Source organism: Williamsia sp. CHRR-6 (assembly GCF_018474015.1).
Lineage (GTDB): Bacteria > Actinomycetota > Actinomycetes > Mycobacteriales > Mycobacteriaceae > Williamsia_A.
Genome location: NZ_JAHCSG010000001.1, coordinates 162326 through 178644, shown reverse-complemented (window position 1 = coordinate 178644; position 16319 = coordinate 162326). Strand labels below are relative to the sequence as shown.

The following is a 16319-nucleotide window of genomic DNA, read 5'->3' as shown; positions in this document are numbered from 1 at the left end:
CACCCGCCCTCCGTCGTATGCACACCGCAGACCTGAGTTCGGCAGCCCTCAGCGATCTCCGACGGCTGCTCGATGAGGTGTTCGGCGACGACTTTTCCGACGACGACTTCGACCATGCGCTCGGCGGAATCCACGTGATGGCTGAGGACACCGAGGGCAGGCTGATCGGCCATGCCGCTGTGGTCGCTCGTCGGTTACACCACGCAGGCCGATGGCGTCGTGTCGGGTACGTCGAGGCCGTCGCCGTGGCCCCCGACGCCCAGCGCAACGGGATCGGTGGGTTGGTGATGGACGACGTCGCCGCGATCATCGTCACCGGATACGAATTCGGTGCGTTGTCGGCCAGCGACGCCGGCCGCAGTTTGTACTTGCGACGCGGGTGGGTGCCGTGGACCGGCACACTGGTTGCGTTGAGCGTGGCAGGGCTGGAACCGACACCCGACGATCGGGGAAGCGTGATGGTGTGGGGCCTACCCGACGCCCCCGGCCAGACACTCATCGCCGATATGCGGGACGGTGATCCGTGGTGATCGGTCGTGATCGCCAACGCTGAGCGGCGATTCGAGAAAGCACCTTCTCGCGCACGCGCCGACGGCAACAGAACAGGCCGGCACCTCCTTGCGGAAGTACCGGCCTGTGCCGTCGACGTAGGAGAAGTGACTACTTCTCGAGCATCTTGCCGCCCTTGGCCTGCAGCTTGGACAGCGCCTCGTGCTCCTGAACGTGAGCCTCGTGGGCGAGACGTGCGTTCAGAGCCTGCTCCTCGGGCGAGTCGGCCACCATGAGCGAGCCAGAACCAGGTGCTCCGGCCGAACCCAGCTTGTTCATCCGCTTGGGCAGCGCCGCACCCTGGTAGGGGAGTGGGATCGGGTGACCGTGGTCGTCGACCGGCCCCAGCGGCTGGTGCACCTCGATGTACTCGCCCTGCGGCAGGCGCTTGATGATGCCGGTCTCGATGCCGTGCTCCAGCACCGCGCGGTCGCTGCGCTGCAGAGCCAACGCCCACCGGTAGGTGATGTAGTAGACCAGCGGCGGCAGCACCACCAGGCCGATACGGCCGATCCAGGTGGTCGCGTTGAGCGAGATGTGGAACTTCAGCGCGATGATGTCGTTCATGCACGACAGCGTCAGGACCACGTAGAACGCCAGAGCCATGGCGCCGATCGCGGTGCGCACCGGGACGTCGCGGGGACGCTGCAGGAGGTTGTGGTGCGCATCGTCGCCGGTGAGCCGCTTCTCGATCCACGGGTAGGCGATCATGGCGGTCACGACGATGCCGATGATCACGACGACCCAGAAGATCGCGGGGATCATGTAGCGGTTGCCGAAGTAGACCTCCCACGCCGGCATCAGCCGGGCCAGGCCGTCGGTCCACATCATGTAGATGTCGGGCTGGGATCCAGCCGAGACATGTGCCGGGTTGTACGGTCCGAGCACCCAGATCGGGTTGATCTGCAGTACACCCGCCATGATCGACAGGATGCCGACGACCACCGCGAAGAACGCGCCGGCCTTGGTCGCGAACACCGGCAGAATGCGCACGCCGACCACGTTGTTCTCGGTTCGGCCGGGGCCGGGGAACTGGGTGTGCTTCTGGTACCACACGAGTGCCAGGTGCGCGCCGATCAGCGCAAGGATGATCCCCGGGAACAGCAGCACGTGCAGGATGTAGAGCCTCGGGATGATGATCTCGCCGGGGAAGTCACCACCGAACAGGGCCCAGTGGATCCATGTGCCCACCACCGGGATTCCCATCACGATGCCCGACATGGCCGCGCGGACACCGGTACCTGAGAGCAGGTCGTCGGGCAGCGAGTAGCCGAAGAATCCCTCGAACATGGCCAGCATCAGCAAGAAGCAGCCGATGACCCAGTTGGCTTCGCGCGGGCGACGGAATGCACCGGTGAAGAACACGCGCATCATGTGCACGATGATCGCCGCGGCGAACAGCAGTGCCGCCCAGTGGTGGATCTGACGCACGAAGAGTCCGCCGCGGACATCGAAGGAGATGTCCAGCGCGGTGGCGTAGGCCTTGCTCATCTCGACACCGACGAGCGGCTGGTAGGACCCGTTGTAGGTCACCTCGGCCATCGACGGGTCGAAGAAAAGCGTGAGATACACGCCGGAGATCAGAAGAATGATGAAGCTGTACAGCGCCACCTCGCCGAGGAGGAACGACCAGTGCGTCGGGAAGACCTTGTTGATCTGACGACGAACACCGGCGGCTAGGTGGTACCGCGAATCAACTTCTTCGGCCTGAACGGCCACTCTGTCCGCAATTACGGTCATGGCTTGTCCTTCCCCTGGCCCCGCTCCCAAAAAGCGGGTCCGACGGGCTCGATGTAGTCACCTGCTGCAACCATGTATCCCCTATCGTCCACCGTCAACGGCAACTGCGCCAGTGCCCGGGCCGCGGGTCCGAAGATCGGCTTGCCGTATTCGAGTGCGTTGAACTGACTCTGGTGACAGGGGCACAAGATCCGGTTCGTCTGCTGCTCATAGAGCGAGGTGGGGCACCCGAGGTGCGAACACACCTTTGTGTAGGCGAAATAGTCGCCGTAGTTGAAGCTTTCTTGGCCCTTGCGCTTGGTCACCCTGGCAGTGTCGGACGACCGTAGGCGAATCAACATGACGGGATTACGCACCAGCTTCAGGCCCTTGTGAAGCTTCTCACGCGACTCCTCGGTCTCGCCGAGGCCGTCGGACTTGCGCCACGGGAACACCGTCTCCATGCTGCCGGCGTCGAGATCCTCGGGCCGAACCAGGACCACCTGATTCGGGTCTCCGGTGTCGCGACGCAGGTACACCGTCTCGTTCGGCGTCTTGGGGTCGTTGTAGATCGGCGACCACCCGGTGTGCCAGAGCTCGGCGTCTTTGCCCTTGGCCCACGGGTTCTTGACGATGCCGCCAAGCAGTGCGACCACGCCGGTCACGGCGAAGGCGCCGAGGCCGAATGCCGCCGAGCCGATGATCATCTTGCGGCGGCCGAAGGTGGAGGTGGTGCCGGCGTCGACGAACATGGCCGCCGCAGTGGCTTTGTCGACGGCGTTGGATCCACCGTCGTGACGGTCCTGAACCGAGATCTCCTCGGGGATGAACTTCTTGGTGTACTGGATGATCCCGACGCCGAAGGCCAGAATCGAGACACCGAAGGTGATCCCGATCAACGGGGTGTTGAGCGTGTAGAGCAGATAGTTCTTCTGGTCCGGGAGGACGAACTCCCAGTGGTTGAACAGGAAGATGACGAAACAGGCGACCGCCGACACCCCTGCGATCACGAACCAGGTCGCGACAGTGCGCTCGGCGCGCTTCTCGGCCTTGGTCCCTGGCTCGGGGAATCGCTCGCGGCGATGGATGATCTCCACCCCGTCGAGGTTGGTGCCGAGCTTCACCAGCTCGTCGTGGGACATCTTCTGCAGTTCTTCCTCCGAGGGCTGCGGAGACTGCTGCGCGTCACTCATGAACGAGATCCAATCCACATAGCTGATGCGACGATCGCGACCACACCGACCACCCACATGGCCATTCCCTCGGACACGGGGCCGAAACCACCGAGGGCGTAGCCGCCCTGCGGGTGGGTTTCGCTGGCGTAGCGCACGTAGCCGATGATCTCCTTCTTCTCCTCCGGGGTGAGCTGGCGGTCGGAGAACTTCGGCATGTTCTGCGGGCCGGTGAGCATGGCGGTGTAGATCTGTTGCTCGTTGGCCGGGTCGAGGTGAGGCGCGTACTTACCCGAGGAGAGGGCACCACCGCGACCGGTGAAGTTGTGGCATGACGCGCAGTTGAGGCGGAACAGCTCGCTGCCCAGACCGATGTTGGTGCCGCGCAACTCGCCCTGTGCGATGACCGGATAGCCGTCTTTCATCTTCACCGAGCCATCTGCGTTCTTGGCGTAGACCACCTGGGGGCCGCCACCGACGGACTGGATGTAGGCGCCGAGTTGGTCGACCTGCGCCTCGGTGAACTTCGGTGGTTTGCGAGCGACCTGTGCTTCGCCGCGGACGGCGGGCATGCGCCCGGAGGACACCTGGAAGTAGACCGAAGCGTCACCGGTACCGACCAGCGACGGGCCGCGCTGCGCGACGCCGTCGAGGTTCTTGCCGTGACAGGTGATGCACGCGGTCTCGTAGAGCTTCTTGCCGTCCTGGATGAGAGCGGCGTTGCTCTGCGTCTCTGCGGTGGCCACCTGCGGGGTGGGGGTGATGACCGAGGCCAGCCCACCGGCGACGACGAGGCCGGCCAGCAGCAACAGCGCGCCGGACGCGCGCCGACGCAGCTTGCGCCGAGCCTTGGCCCGCTGCGGGTCGGTGGCCGGGACGGGCGCGGTGGCGTCTTCCGATGGGCCGGCGGGAGTGGGTGAACTCATCTGTGCTCTCTCTGTCGAAATCTGTTGAGCTGGTGACCAGGCTGGCCGTGTCATGACCGGCCGGGCGGTCACCGGATGAAGTAGATGGTGGCGAACAGGCCGATCCACACGATGTCGACGAAGTGCCAGTAGTAGGACACGACGATTGCGGCGGTGGCCTGGGCTGGGGTGAACTTGCTCAGCTTGGTCCGGATCAGCAGGAAGATGAAGGCGACGAGGCCGCCGATCACGTGCAGCCCGTGGAAGCCGGTCGCCATGTAGAAGACCGAGCCGTAGGCGCTGGACGACAGCGTCGTGCCCTCGTGCACCAGGTGGTAGTACTCGTAGCCCTGACCGGCGACGAAGAACGCGCCCATCACGAAGGTGATGATGTACCAGCGACGCAGACCGAAGACGTCACCGCGCTCGGCGGCAAAGACACCCATCTGGCAGGTGACTGACGACATCACCAGGACTGCGGTCACCGGGATGGCCAGGTACAGGTTGAGCTTGGTGGGCTCCGGTGGCCAGTCGCCGCCGGAGTTCGACCGTGCCACGAAGTACATGGCGAACAGGCCGGCGAAGAACATGAGCTCACTGGACAGCCAGACGATGGTGCCCACACTGACCATGTTCGGTCGGTTGAGTGAGTGCACTCTCGAGGTGATGGCCGTGCCCGAGGTACTTACAGCGCTAGTCACGTGTTCGAGTATGACGGTTCGTAGTACCTCCTGACCATCGGGGTCGGATAAATCACGAGCGTTTCTTCGAAAGGGCGGCGATGGCACGCGATCTGAACGGAAAACCGGTGCGTCAGGGGGCAGTTCGGCGGATTCTGGCCCGCTTCTCCCGGGGGTCGGCGGCGGATGCGGACCTGGGCCCCGGTGATCCCGATCTCGTCGTGGTCGCTGAGAGCTTCGACCAGGCTGCGGCGAGCTCGTCGGTCCTGGAGGCGTCGAGGTGGGTGCCCACGGAGCAGGCGGTGCTGGCGCACTTCCTGGCGATGCCACCGGATCGTGTCGACGAAGCGGTCTCGGTTGCCGAACAGGACGGATACGAGCGTGTCGAGGGCTCGAGTTCCGATCCCGGTGCGCGTGCCGGCGAGGGGTCGGTGTTGCTGGTGCTGGCCCGCGCTCAACTCGTCGACGCTCTGCACTGCTCGCAGGAGCGTGCGCGGATGGCGGGTCTGGGAGCCCGACACGACGGTGAGGTTCTGGGCTGGCAGGTTCTGCAGCGACCCTGACTCGCGTGGGCGGCGAGCTGACTCGGGGGTGGAGATCGGTGGCGAATACGCTGTGACCCCATGAACAGTGCGGGGTCGTCGAACGACGTGGACACGCCGGCCACCTGGCCCTCGATCATCGGACAGTTGGCCGCCGGTGGCGCGCTGTCGGAGGCCCATGCGCGCTGGGCGATGAACGAGATCATGTCCGACAACGCCACCGCCGCCCAGATCGCAGCATTCGGCGTGGCGATGAAGATCAAGGGTCCCACCGCGAGCGAACTCAACGCGCTGGCCGCCGAGATGTTGGCGCACGCGCAGCGGGTGCACATCGATGGTGCGGCGGTCGACATCGTGGGCACCGGCGGCGATCGCTCGCACACCGTCAACATCTCGACGATGTCCTCGGTGGTGGTGGCCGCCGCCGGTGTCCCGGTGGTCAAACACGGCAACCGAGCCGCGTCCTCACGAAGCGGCGGTGCCGATGTCCTCGAGAGTCTCGGCGTCGACATCACGCGCGATGCCGGCGCGGTCGCCCGCTCGGTCGCCGAGATCGGTATCGGGTTCTGTTTCGCACCCGTGTTCCACCCCGCACTGCGCTACGCATCCGCGCCGCGCAAAGAGATCGGGATCCCGACGGTGTTCAACGTCCTGGGCCCCCTGACCAACCCAGCTCAGCCCTCTGCGGGACTGGTGGGCTGCGCCTTTGCCGACCTGGCGGCGGTGATGGCGCAAGCCTTTGCCGCACGGGGTGATTCGACGCTGGTGGTGCGCGGGGACGACGGTCTCGACGAGCTGACCACCACCACCACCTCGGTGGTGTGGATCGCGTCGGGAGGCACGGTGACCCGGGTCGCGTTCGATCCCGATCGGGTCGGGGTCGCCAGGTGTGATCCGGCCGACCTGCGTGGGGGCGACGCCGAAGTCAACGCCAACGTGGCGCGCGATCTGTTCGCCGGGCGCGCGGGTGCGGTCCGAGATGCGGTGCTGCTCAACTCGGCGGCGGCCATCGTGGCTTTCGACATGGCCGCGGCGCCGGTGGAAGATCTCGGTCTCGTGGGTGGGTCGGCAGAGCAGAACCCGCACTCGGAGGTTCTCTACGAGCGGATGCGCGACGGTCTGCGGCGGGCGGCGAAGGTGCTCGACACCGGTGCGGCGGCGGCGCTGCTGGATCGGTGGATCGCGTTCTCCTGAGACGGGATCGGCGAACCGCGTCGCGGTCACTCGCCGATCGAGAACCCGGCCTCGATGTCGGAGCTCGAATAGCTCTTGAAGGCGATGTGGGTGGCGGTGTGGCGCACGCCGGGCAGTCGGTTGATGGTCGCGGTCACCACGGTGGCGATCTGTTCATGGTCACGAACCGACACCTTCGCGATGAGGTCGACGTCACCTGCGCACGAGTAGACCTCGCTGACCCCGTCGACGTCGGCGACGGCCTGGGCGGTCTCGGGGATGGTGTGCACGTCGGCGGAGATGAGGACGATGGCCGTGATCATCTGTCCAACTCTAGGCGTTCGCGACGACCTCGCCGGGGTGAATCCCTCAGCTCGCCAGGGCGAACAGCTCGCGGTAGCGCGATCGGGCTGCGGCGGCAGTCGCACGCCAGGTCGACCACCGCGCCGCCGAGCCGACCGGGGAAGTGAAACCCGATGTGCTGCAGACGATCCGGGTGTCACCAGAGGTGAGCCACCGGTAGATCAGCCAGGCCTCTTCGGCGGGTGCGCCGCGCAGTGGGCCGGCTTCGGGGGTGATGGTCTGAGCAGATGCGGCCAGTGCCGCGGCCACCGGAATCGGAGGCACACCGCGACGCGCGGTGCCTGCGGCCGCGAGCTGCCCGTGACGCACCACGATCAGCTCCCACCCACCGGTTCCATCCGGTCCCGCAGCGACCAGCTCGGCGATTGCGCACAGTCCGGCGAGCAGCTGGCACCGACCCAGCGCGGCGAAGGTGATGTCGATGCGGTCTCGTAGCCGGGCCGCCGACTCGAACATCTCCGATTCCGACAGTCGGTGCAGGCGTTGCAGGGTCGCGATCAGCGGGGCGTCGTCGTGACCGGCCATGACCGCGGCGGCCGCGGTCACCCGGTCGCCGTACTCCGTAGGTCCCAGGGGGGCCGCGGCGGCGGCATGGCAGCCGCCCACCGGTCGGCGCCCGTCGTCGACCGAGCACGTGTGCAGGCCCGCGACGCCTATCCGGTGGGTGCAGGATCGCAATCGGGTGGCCGCGGTGATGATCCCGGCGACTGCGCTGGCGTCGGCGCGCGATCGGATGGGACCGACTGCGGTCTCGGTCGGGCGGCGAGTGATCGACAGGCGTGGGAACGCCTCGTCGGTCAGGGACACCCACCAGGCGCGATGCGGTGCGGTGGAGCGTCGGTTGAACGCCGGAGCGTGCGCGGCCAGCAGGCGTAGTTCCCGGACCCCGGCCTCGAGCCGGTGCGCGCATTCGACGTGGTCGACCCGGGTGGCCAGCGAGATCATCTCGCGCATCCGGCTGCGGGTCTCCGAACCCGAGAAGTATTGCCGGGTACGGCGACGCAGATCGGTTGCGGTTCCGACGTAGAGCACCTCGTCGGTAGGACCTCGGAAGAGGTAGACGCCTGGGCGTGCCGGCAGCCCGTCGGTCAGGTCGCGCTTGGCCCGTTGTGCGCGAGTGAGATTCGGCAGGTAGTCCAGCAGCTCGCGATAGGTCTGCACGCCGATGTTGCCCACTCGCTCGAACAGCGCGTGCATCACCTCCACGGTTGCACGTGCGTCGTCGAGAGCTCGGTGGGTCGGTGTGGTGGGCACCGAGAAGTGGCGGGCCAACGCCGACAACTTGACCGTGGGCAGCTCGTCGCGTGGCAGTACCCGGCGCGCCAGGGTGACCGTGCACAGCACCTGTCGCAGGGTCCACGCGTGGCCTGACTCCGCGGCCGCGGCACGCAGGAAACCCGTGTCGAACCGTGCGTTGTGGGCGACCAGAACACATCCGCGTGCGAACTCGAGGAACGCAGGCAACACCTCGTCGATGCGGGGAGCCCGATAGACCATGGCCTCGGTGATGCCGGTCAGGGAGACGATATGCGGCGGGATGGGACACCCGGGATCGATCAACGTCGCGAGCTCACCGAGCACCTCACCGCCACGCACCTTGACCGCGCCGATCTCGGTGATCCGGTCGGTTCGTGGACTGCCACCGGTCGTCTCGAGATCCACCACCACGAAGGTGACCTCACTGAGCAGGGCGTCGAAGCCTGAGTCGACAACGGAGTCGAAACTCAGCTGCGTCGCGGTGGTGCTCTGGCCCCGCAGCACTTGCGATCCGGTGGACATGCGCGTCCCGGTGCCGATGAGCTCAGGCGGATTCGAGTGGCGCGTGTGACGGGGGATTCCCATGTGACGAACACTAGTTCGACGGTCTGACAGTCGGCGTCTGCAGCGTGTTGCCGTGCGCCTGGCGCGGGAGGTGTCAGAGGTGCGTTCTAGCGTTCGCCTCGATGTCGGATCGCAACGAGATCCGGGTCGGATATGCCCACCGCCACACAAATGAGACGGAGATCACAGTGGACCTTGACTGCGACACCTGTCCGGGACGCCCTCGCGCGTGCTCAGGCTGCATGATGACCGTGCTACTCGAGCCCCCGACCATGGGGTTTGGCTCTGCGAAGGCTCGTGAGGAGGAGATCGCGGCAGCTCGCGAGGCTGAGCGACTTCATCGCGCGGTTGATGTGTTCGTGCGCGCCGGTTTGGTCGGAGTTGTGGCGCATGAGGCGTCCATCCTTCGGGAACCGGCTGCTGAGCGGAATTTTGGAGCGGCCGAAGGCTCAAGGTTGCGCGCGGTGTGACCCGCACGAGATCGGCCCGTCGTCGGCGTGTTCCGGTGGACAGACCACCGTTCGGTTTCGTAACCTTCCCGAGACCTTGCGGATAGTCCCGCGTCACAGCGTCGTGGAGCGTGAGGTCACCGCTCAATCGCCCGCACGGGCGAATCGGGGAACCAACACCTCGGGCTGCGGCCCGATCGGGGTGAATCCTCCTTGCGCGCAACGCTCTGTCGTGCACGCTGGGGGTAGGGCCATTCTTCCGGCCCGAACCCGACAGCTAACCCGGTCGGCGGTCGAGGAAGAACTGAGGAGAACCCGCTTCGTGGCGAAACACCGTTTGGAGCAGCCCGGAACCGGCCTGCGCACGGCTCGTGGCGCAGTCATCGCAGGGACCATCACCCTGGGCACTGTGGCGATGGGAGCCGGCCCGGCTTTCGCCGCTCCGGTGAACATTCCCGGGATCGGCACCTTCGAGATCCCGGGCATCAGCGAGAACCAGATACCGCCCCAGTTCAAGGCCAAGCCGCGCCCCAACGCAGGGCCGTCGGCGACCCCTGACATCAACCGCCAGATGGGCGCACTCGGACAACGGGCCGCCTCCGCAGCGATCACTCGCATCGGATCGCCCTACCAGTACGGAGCCGCCGGACCGTCGGCATTCGACTGCTCGGGCCTGGTGTACTGGTCGTTCAAGCAGGTCGGGGTCACCATCCCGCGCGACAGCTACGGCCAGCTCGGTGGCGGTACTCCGGTCGCCAAGGCGGACCTGCGGCCTGGCGATGTGGTGATCTTCAACGGCGGCTCGCACGCCGGGATCTACATCGGCAACGGAACGATCGTGCATTCGGTGACCGAGGGCCAGCCGGTGCAGCGGGCCAGCCTCTCGGTGATGGACTTCTACGCGGCCCGCCGCTACTGACCGGACTCTGATCGGTTCGTCGGCCCCGTCGCTTGTCCGCAGACCACGGAGTCGGTCCGAAGATTGTCGGCGAGTCTGCCTCGACCAGCACGTAAGGTGTGCTGGTCCGGTGGCTGGGTACGGGATCGGTTCGGGCCGAGCATCCGGAGGTCGACGTGGCCACTGTGGGTTGAATACGGCAAGTGTGGAGATCAGGTGATCGATGTGGGTGCGTCGAGGCGGAGCCTTCCCGAACTCGTGTCGGCCGTGCTCGTGATGCTCGTCAGCACGTTCGCCTTCGTCGCGGCGGCCCCGCCCGTGTCGGCCGCCCCGCAGAACGGCCCCGATGCGTTGCTGGCGCGCTATCAGGAATTGGGTCGAGAGGCCGAGAAGTCGGCCGAGGCCATGCACAATGCTGAGATCGAACTCGGCAAACGCAAGGCTGACCAGTCCAAGGCCGCCGCCGATGCCGCCGCAGCCACGGCGACGCTGAACGGCCTGCGCACGCGACTCGACGATCTCCAGGGTCGAGTGGACACGCTGGTGCGTGCCGGATATCGCGGAGCCAAGGTGAACCGTTTGTACGCGGTGCTGGTGGCCGACTCGCCCCAGGCGCTGCTCGATCAGATGTCAGGTCTCGAACAGATCTCCCGGCAGACGACGTCGGACCTGCGTTCCTACCGCAAGGCGAGCGCGTCGGCCCTGCGGGCGCGCACTGCCGCCGAGAAGGCGGGTGCGGTGGCGTCGGCGGCGGTGGCTGCAGTCAACAAGACCCGCAGTGAACTGCAAACCAAACAAACCGACCTCCAGTTCCGCATCGCACAGGTCAAGGCGATCTACGAATCGCTCACCGGAGCCCAACTCCGGACCCTGCGCGGTCCGACCATCACCTTCGACGCCGCGCTCGTACCCAAGGGCACCTCGGCGTCGGCGGTGGCGGTGACGGCCGCGCTCTCACGGATCGGTGACCCATACGTCTGGGGCGCCACCGGGCCGAGTCAGTTCGACTGCTCCGGACTCATGGTGTGGGCCTACAAGCAGGCCGGCAAGACGCTGCCCCGGTCCAGTGAGGCCCAGCAGGCCTCGGGTACACCGGTCGATCGCAAGGATCTGCAGCCGGGCGACCTGATCATCTACTACGGCGATGCCAGCCACGTCGGGATGTATGTCGGCGACGGATATGTGGTGCACGCGTCCACCTTCGGTGTGCCGGTCAAGGTGGTGCCCATCGACGCGGCCGGACCCTACCAATCGGCCCGCAGATATTGATCCGGTTCTCTCGGCCGCTGGTGCGCGGTGCGTCCTCGATCCTCCTCGGCGCTCTCGTGGCACTGGCCGCAGGCTGTGGATCCGACGCCCCTCGTCCGGCCGCGGGGTCATCGGCGAACTACTACGACGAGGCCCGCACCAGTGGGGTGAACGCTGCGTTGACCGCGCTGGCTGCGGCCCAGCGATCCGGCGACCGCACCGCGATCGACGCCGTCGTCGATCCGTCGGCGACGACTGCGTTTCGAGACGGACTGTTGCTGCAGGCGCAGGCCATCCGGTCGGTCGGCGTCGATGCCTTCGGCTATCGAATAGGCACCAGGCTGCGCGAGGACGGTATCGACGAACTCCTGTTACCCGCTGGGGTGCAGGATCGCCTGGACGCCCAGGGCGCCACCGATTCCTGGGTGAGCCCAATCGAGATCACCTACACGCTCGCCGGATTCGCGGAGTCGCCGATCACGATCGCCCGCCCCCTGGTGATGGTCCGTTACGGCGACCGCTGGAAAGTGCTCGGTGATGCTGCGCAGGTGGTGGGGGAGCAGGCCGGCCTCGCGGCGCCCACCCCTCAGTTCTGGGATTTTCCCGGGTCCACGGCGGTTCGGGTGGCCACGGCAGGCGGCGAGTCGGTGGTGGTGTCCTATCCGGGATCGGTGGCACTGGGCCGCCGCCTGGGATCGGCGCTGCCCGGCGCAGTAGCAGCGGTGAGCGCTTTCTGGGGACCTCAGTGGCCGCGCCGAGCCGCGGTGATCGCCGCCGACACGCCCGCGGAGTTCGGTGCGCTCTCCGGCAGTGCCGCAGCGGTGTCGGAGTTCGCGGCGGCGGCCACCATCTCGGCCCCGGGCAACGGCCCAACCGTGGGACAGCGGGTGGTGTTCACCCCCGAAGCCGCCACCCTGGCCGGTCCCGCCCTCGACCTGGTTCTCCGGCACGAACTGTTCCATGTCGCTGCCGCAGGGCGCACCGGGGCGACGGCGGCCAAATGGATCACCGAGGGCGTGGCTGAGTACGTCGGCCGCAAGGGCACGTTCGCCCGCCCTGCCGACGCCGCACCCGATCTGGCGACGGCCGTGCGCACTGGGCGACCGCCGCCGGGCCTGCCCACCGACGCCGACTTCACCCTGACCGGGGCTGGATCGGCCATGGCGTATCAGACGGCCTGGTCGTTCGCCCAGTACGTGGCGACCACGTCGGGTGAGGTGCGGCTGCGTGGCCTCTATCTGGCTCTGTCGGCCGGGCCGACGACAGTCAGCGCGCAGGAGTCGGCCATCACCGCCGCGCTCGGCCAGCCGTCGGGAACGGTGTTGCTCGGCTGGCGGAACTGGTTGCTGCGCTCGTTCTGATCCGCAGCTCCGGTATGGATCGCACTGGTCGGGTCACCGGTGCGCGGTGCGGTCATGGCAACGGCGCCGCAACCGCGCTGGGAACCGGGCTTGGGTAGCGTTGTCGCCGATGCATCGCACGCTGCTCCTCACCAACGACTATCCGCCCCGACCCGGGGGCATCCAGTCGTATCTGCAGAGTCTGGTAGATCGTCTGCCGGCCGACGATCTGGTGGTCTACGCCCCGCGCTGGCGCGGCGCCGAGGAGTTCGACCACGCGGCCGCCTATGACGTGCATCGCCACCCCACGACTCTGATGCTGCCCAGCCCCAGCGTCGTGCGTCGTGCGCGCCGACTGATCATCGAGCACGAGATCCACACCGTCTGGTTCGGTGCCGCCGCTCCGCTCGCGGTGCTGGCGCCGGCGCTGAGGTCGGCGGGCGCGCGTCGCATCGTGGCGAGCACCCACGGCCACGAGGTGGGCTGGTCGATGCTTCCGGTCGCGCGAAACACATTGCGCCACATAGGAAACAACGTCGACGTGGTGACCTTTGTCAGCCGCTACACCCGGCGGCGATTCGCCTCGGCGTTCGGTCGCGACGCCGCACTTGAGCACCTGCCACCAGGAGTGGACACAGCCCGATTCGCCCCCGACGCCGCCGCGCGGCTGCGGATCCGCGACCGCCATGGTCTTGGCGACGCCCCGACCATCCTGTGTCTGTCGCGGTTGGTTCCCCGCAAGGGTCAGGACGTGCTCATCGACGCGTTGCCTCAGATCGTGCGACGCGTACCCGACGCCCGCTTGCTCATCGTCGGCGGCGGGCCCTACCGCTCGACGCTGGAGGCGATGATCGCCGACTCGTCGGTGGGTGATCACGTGACACTCACCGGATCGGTCGATGTCGAGGACGTACCGGCCTACCACGCGGCGGCCGATGTGTTCGCCATGCCGTCGCGCACCCGTGGCGGCGGCTTGGACGTGGAGGGTCTGGGGATCGTCTACCTCGAGGCGTCGGCCAGCGGCGTCCCGGTGGTGGCCGGGACCTCGGGGGGCGCACCGGAGACGGTCCGAGAAGGCGAGACCGGTCACGTCGTGGACGGGCGGGACCGTGTCGCGGTGGCCGAGGCGATCAGTTCGGTGCTCGCCGATCGGGCGGCCGGTGTCGCGATGGGTGTGGCCGGGCGGGACTGGGTGCTGTCGCGGTGGCAGTGGCCGACGATGGCTCACCGTCTGACCACGCTGTTGTGACCGGAACCGGGCAACTCAGCAGGTGTGTGCCGGTCGCCGACAGCAGGTGTGTGAAGCTAGTGCACGTGAGCAGCATCCAGGTGGCTGACGAGACCTTCGTGGCGGCGTCTGCGCTCGCCGCACCGCAGGTGATCGCCGATCGCGGCCATTGGCGTCGCTGGTGGCCTGACCTGCGACTCACGGTCGTGGAAGATCGCGGGTCCGAGGGCATCCGATGGACCGTCACCGGCGGACTGACCGGCACCATGGAACTGTGGCTGCAGGAGATGCTCGACGGTTTCGTGTTGCACTATTTCCTCCATGCCGAACCGAACCGTGACGGAGTCGACCTCACGGCGGAGAACCATCGACGCCGGGTCGCGGGGCGGGTCATGTCCACCGAGGTCAAGGATCGGCTCGAACTCGGACGCGAGGTCGGGATGCCGGCCGTGGCAGGGAGCTGAGCCGATGGCCGATCGCACCGAGCAGTCGATCGTGGTGAACGCCGATCCGGAGGCGATCATGGCTGTGATCGCCGACTTCGAGCGGTACCCGGAGTGGGTCTCGGCGGCCAACCTCGTCGAGGTGGTCGAGCCCGGCCCGCACGGGCGGGCCGCCCGTGTCCGGTTCCGCCTCGACGCCGGCGCGCTGCGTGACACCTACGTGCTGGCCTATCGTTGGGCGGCATCGGGTCGGGAGGTCTCCTGGGACCTGGTCAGCAGCGAGCTGCAGACCGCACAGCAAGGGAAATACACACTGGTGCAGCAGGCTTCGGGATCGACGAAGGTCACCTACGAGTTGATGGTCGACCTGGCCATCCCGATCATCGGGGCGCTCAAGCGGCGGGCCGAGAAGGCGATCACCGACGCCGCGCTCAAGGAACTCAAGAAGAGGGTCGAAGGCTGATCGATCTGGCGCCCATCCATGTCGTACTGGGATCGGGCGGAGCGGGGGTGTCGACGGTGGCCGCATCTGCGGCCGTCGCGCTCGACGGTGGTCGCAGTGCAGTCGAGAAGGGGCGGACCCTGATCGTCACCCTGGATCGCTTTCGCCAGGGCGCCCGAACCTTTGGCGTGTATTCCACTCCAGGGCAACCTATCCCGGTGTCCCAACATGTTGATCTCCTCGAGATCGACACCCTCGCCCAGGTGGCCGATCTGTGGTCGACGCTGCGGGGCGTCGTCGCGGTGGCCGGCGGTTCGGTGTTCGGCGAGGTGGGCACCATCGACCCCGCCGAGCTGACCGGCCTGCCCGGTGTCGAACAGTTCCTGGCGTGGCGACGGATACGGGACGAGGCCGTCTCCGGCCGGTGGACAAGGGTGGTGGTCGACTGCTCGGGTGCGTCGGATCCGTTGTCCTTCCTGGCCGTCCCGACCATGGTCGCCGGGTACATAGAACGGATCTGGCCCCGCCAGCGTCGACTCACCGGGGTGACCGAGAATCCGCGACTCACCGGCGGCGCGGCTGTCGTGGATGCCGTCGTATCCGACTGCACGGATCTGGCCGAACTGTTGGTCGATCCGAGCGTGGTCCGTGCGCACCTGGTCCACCGGCCCGACCTGTACGGCGTGGAGACCTGCGAACGGCAACTCGCGGTGCTCAGCCTGCTCGGTGTCGCGGTCGGATCGGTGGTGGCCAACCCGATCGGATCCGAATCCGCTGTGTTCGATCCTGCCGTGTTCGATCCCGATGGGCTCGAACCTGCCGGGTTCGCACCTGGGACGCCCGACGGTCATCCGACCGGACCGAGCGGCGTGTCCGGGCGAGAGTTCCCCGTCGAGATTCGCAAGCGCCTCGATCCCACCGGCCAGATCGACTGGGCCACAACTCGTCTGCTGCCGCAGCCCCCGCGGACGGTGGCTGCGCTGCGCAAGGTCGGGGCACGCTTGGACACCGCGCCGCGCCGCGCCGCCGGATCGAGCGCCGCCCGGGTCGAGCAACTCGGCGGCACCGGGCTGACGACCACGTTCCGGCTGAGTTGGCCACAACCCCTACCCGATCCGCGGACGTTGTCGATGGGTCGATCCGGTGATGACCTCGTGGTGTCACTGTGCGGGTATCGCCACCGGGTGACGCTGCCGTCGGTGCTCCGTCGGTGTACGGTGCACGACGCGCGGTGGGAGGATGGCATGCTGAGCGTTCGGTTCCAGCCCGACCCGCGCGTGTGGCCACGCAACGGCAGCGCGGTCGACTGACCATCGCACCCCCGGGTGCACCATCGACGACCGCGGA

General features: G+C 67.2%; 16 protein-coding genes and 1 riboswitch. Of the genes, 10 read left to right on the top strand and 6 right to left on the bottom strand.

Annotated elements, in window-relative coordinates; genetic code table 11:
* Positions 1 to 17 precede the first annotated feature (17 nt).
* Positions 18 to 530 (top strand): GNAT family N-acetyltransferase, encoded by a 513-nt coding sequence (locus tag KIK15_RS00770; protein WP_214242275.1) that lies wholly within the window; start codon positions 18 to 20, stop codon positions 528 to 530.
* A gap of 130 nt (positions 531 to 660) precedes the next feature.
* Here the strand turns inward: KIK15_RS00770 and KIK15_RS00765 are convergent, their stop codons facing one another.
* The 4 genes from KIK15_RS00765 to KIK15_RS00750 all read right to left on the bottom strand — a co-directional run bounded on the left by KIK15_RS00765 (position 661) and on the right by KIK15_RS00750 (position 5046).
* Positions 661 to 2289, bottom strand: coding sequence for a cytochrome bc complex cytochrome b subunit (locus KIK15_RS00765; protein WP_214242274.1), 1629 nt, complete (start codon positions 2287 to 2289; stop codon positions 661 to 663).
* Positions 2286 to 3461 carry a ubiquinol-cytochrome c reductase iron-sulfur subunit gene (locus KIK15_RS00760; RefSeq protein WP_214242273.1) on the bottom strand — a complete coding sequence of 392 codons (1176 nt, stop codon included), beginning with the start codon at positions 3459 to 3461 and terminating at the stop codon, positions 2286 to 2288. The genes KIK15_RS00765 and KIK15_RS00760 overlap by 4 nt, the downstream gene beginning before the upstream one ends.
* Positions 3458 to 4366 carry a c-type cytochrome gene (locus KIK15_RS00755; protein WP_214242272.1) on the bottom strand — a complete coding sequence of 303 codons (909 nt, stop codon included), beginning with the start codon at positions 4364 to 4366 and terminating at the stop codon, positions 3458 to 3460. Before KIK15_RS00755 ends, KIK15_RS00760 begins: the two co-directional genes overlap by 4 nt.
* A gap of 68 nt (positions 4367 to 4434) precedes the next feature.
* Entirely contained in the window at positions 4435 to 5046 is a 612-nt protein-coding gene (locus tag KIK15_RS00750; RefSeq protein WP_214242271.1) for a heme-copper oxidase subunit III, read from the bottom strand.
* An 80-nt stretch (positions 5047 to 5126) separates the two neighbouring features.
* Here KIK15_RS00750 and KIK15_RS00745 point away from each other — a divergent pair, with 80 nt between their 5' ends.
* Both KIK15_RS00745 and trpD read left to right on the top strand, forming a co-directional pair.
* Positions 5127 to 5588 carry a hypothetical protein gene (locus KIK15_RS00745; RefSeq protein ID WP_250323879.1) on the top strand — a complete coding sequence of 154 codons (462 nt, stop codon included), beginning with the start codon at positions 5127 to 5129 and terminating at the stop codon, positions 5586 to 5588.
* A 60-nt stretch (positions 5589 to 5648) separates the two neighbouring features.
* Positions 5649 to 6761, top strand: a complete 1113-nt coding sequence (gene trpD / locus KIK15_RS00740; protein WP_214242270.1) for an anthranilate phosphoribosyltransferase — start codon at positions 5649 to 5651, stop codon at positions 6759 to 6761.
* A gap of 26 nt (positions 6762 to 6787) precedes the next feature.
* Here the strand turns inward: trpD and KIK15_RS00735 are convergent, their stop codons facing one another.
* The gene (locus tag KIK15_RS00735; RefSeq protein ID WP_214242269.1) at positions 6788 to 7063 is read right to left on the bottom strand and encodes an Lrp/AsnC family transcriptional regulator; all 276 of its coding nucleotides are present in this window, start codon (positions 7061 to 7063) and stop codon (positions 6788 to 6790) included.
* A 46-nt stretch (positions 7064 to 7109) separates the two neighbouring features.
* Entirely contained in the window at positions 7110 to 8882 is a 1773-nt protein-coding gene (locus KIK15_RS00730) for a DEDD exonuclease domain-containing protein (RefSeq protein ID WP_214243165.1), read from the bottom strand.
* 622 nt (positions 8883 to 9504) lie between these two features.
* A riboswitch (cyclic di-AMP (ydaO/yuaA leader) is annotated at positions 9505 to 9680 on the top strand.
* Between the two features lie 15 nt (positions 9681 to 9695).
* Here KIK15_RS00730 and KIK15_RS00725 point away from each other — a divergent pair.
* From KIK15_RS00725 to KIK15_RS00695, 7 genes are all read left to right on the top strand, one after another.
* A complete protein-coding gene (locus tag KIK15_RS00725) occupies positions 9696 to 10292 on the top strand; it encodes a C40 family peptidase (protein WP_214242268.1) in 597 nt (198 codons plus the stop codon).
* 255 nt (positions 10293 to 10547) lie between these two features.
* Complete coding sequence (locus tag KIK15_RS00720) at positions 10548 to 11540, top strand: NlpC/P60 family protein (RefSeq protein WP_214242267.1); 993 nt, start codon at positions 10548 to 10550, stop codon at positions 11538 to 11540.
* Between the two features lie 56 nt (positions 11541 to 11596).
* Entirely contained in the window at positions 11597 to 12880 is a 1284-nt protein-coding gene (locus tag KIK15_RS00715; protein WP_214242266.1) for a hypothetical protein, read from the top strand.
* Between the two features lie 109 nt (positions 12881 to 12989).
* Positions 12990 to 14108 carry a glycosyltransferase family 4 protein gene (locus KIK15_RS00710; RefSeq protein ID WP_214242265.1) on the top strand — a complete coding sequence of 373 codons (1119 nt, stop codon included), beginning with the start codon at positions 12990 to 12992 and terminating at the stop codon, positions 14106 to 14108.
* Positions 14109 to 14173: 65 nt separating this feature from the next.
* Positions 14174 to 14551, top strand: a complete 378-nt coding sequence (locus tag KIK15_RS00705; protein WP_214242264.1) for a polyketide cyclase / dehydrase and lipid transport — start codon at positions 14174 to 14176, stop codon at positions 14549 to 14551.
* Positions 14552 to 14555: 4 nt separating this feature from the next.
* Positions 14556 to 14993 carry an SRPBCC family protein gene (locus KIK15_RS00700; protein WP_214242263.1) on the top strand — a complete coding sequence of 146 codons (438 nt, stop codon included), beginning with the start codon at positions 14556 to 14558 and terminating at the stop codon, positions 14991 to 14993.
* On the top strand, positions 14990 to 16282 hold the full coding sequence (locus KIK15_RS00695; RefSeq protein ID WP_250323978.1) for an ArsA-related P-loop ATPase: 1293 nt from the start codon (positions 14990 to 14992) through the stop codon (positions 16280 to 16282). Before KIK15_RS00700 ends, KIK15_RS00695 begins: the two co-directional genes overlap by 4 nt.
* Positions 16283 to 16319: the final 37 nt, after the last annotated feature.

Coding starts and splice junctions, on each gene's coding strand:
- KIK15_RS00735 (WP_214242269.1), bottom strand. CDS start 7,063: ATGATCACGGCCATCGTCCTCATCTCCGCCGACGTGCACACCATCCCC.
- trpD (WP_214242270.1), top strand. CDS start 5,649: ATGAACAGTGCGGGGTCGTCGAACGACGTGGACACGCCGGCCACCTGG.
- KIK15_RS00700 (WP_214242263.1), top strand. CDS start 14,556: ATGGCCGATCGCACCGAGCAGTCGATCGTGGTGAACGCCGATCCGGAG.
- KIK15_RS00730 (WP_214243165.1), bottom strand. CDS start 8,882: ATGTCCACCGGATCGCAAGTGCTGCGGGGCCAGAGCACCACCGCGACG.
- KIK15_RS00765 (WP_214242274.1), bottom strand. CDS start 2,289: ATGACCGTAATTGCGGACAGAGTGGCCGTTCAGGCCGAAGAAGTTGAT.
- KIK15_RS00745 (WP_250323879.1), top strand. CDS start 5,127: ATGGCACGCGATCTGAACGGAAAACCGGTGCGTCAGGGGGCAGTTCGG.
- KIK15_RS00710 (WP_214242265.1), top strand. CDS start 12,990: ATGCATCGCACGCTGCTCCTCACCAACGACTATCCGCCCCGACCCGGG.
- KIK15_RS00760 (WP_214242273.1), bottom strand. CDS start 3,461: ATGAGTGACGCGCAGCAGTCTCCGCAGCCCTCGGAGGAAGAACTGCAG.
- KIK15_RS00770 (WP_214242275.1), top strand. CDS start 18: ATGCACACCGCAGACCTGAGTTCGGCAGCCCTCAGCGATCTCCGACGG.
- KIK15_RS00755 (WP_214242272.1), bottom strand. CDS start 4,366: ATGAGTTCACCCACTCCCGCCGGCCCATCGGAAGACGCCACCGCGCCC.
- KIK15_RS00720 (WP_214242267.1), top strand. CDS start 10,548: ATGCTCGTCAGCACGTTCGCCTTCGTCGCGGCGGCCCCGCCCGTGTCG.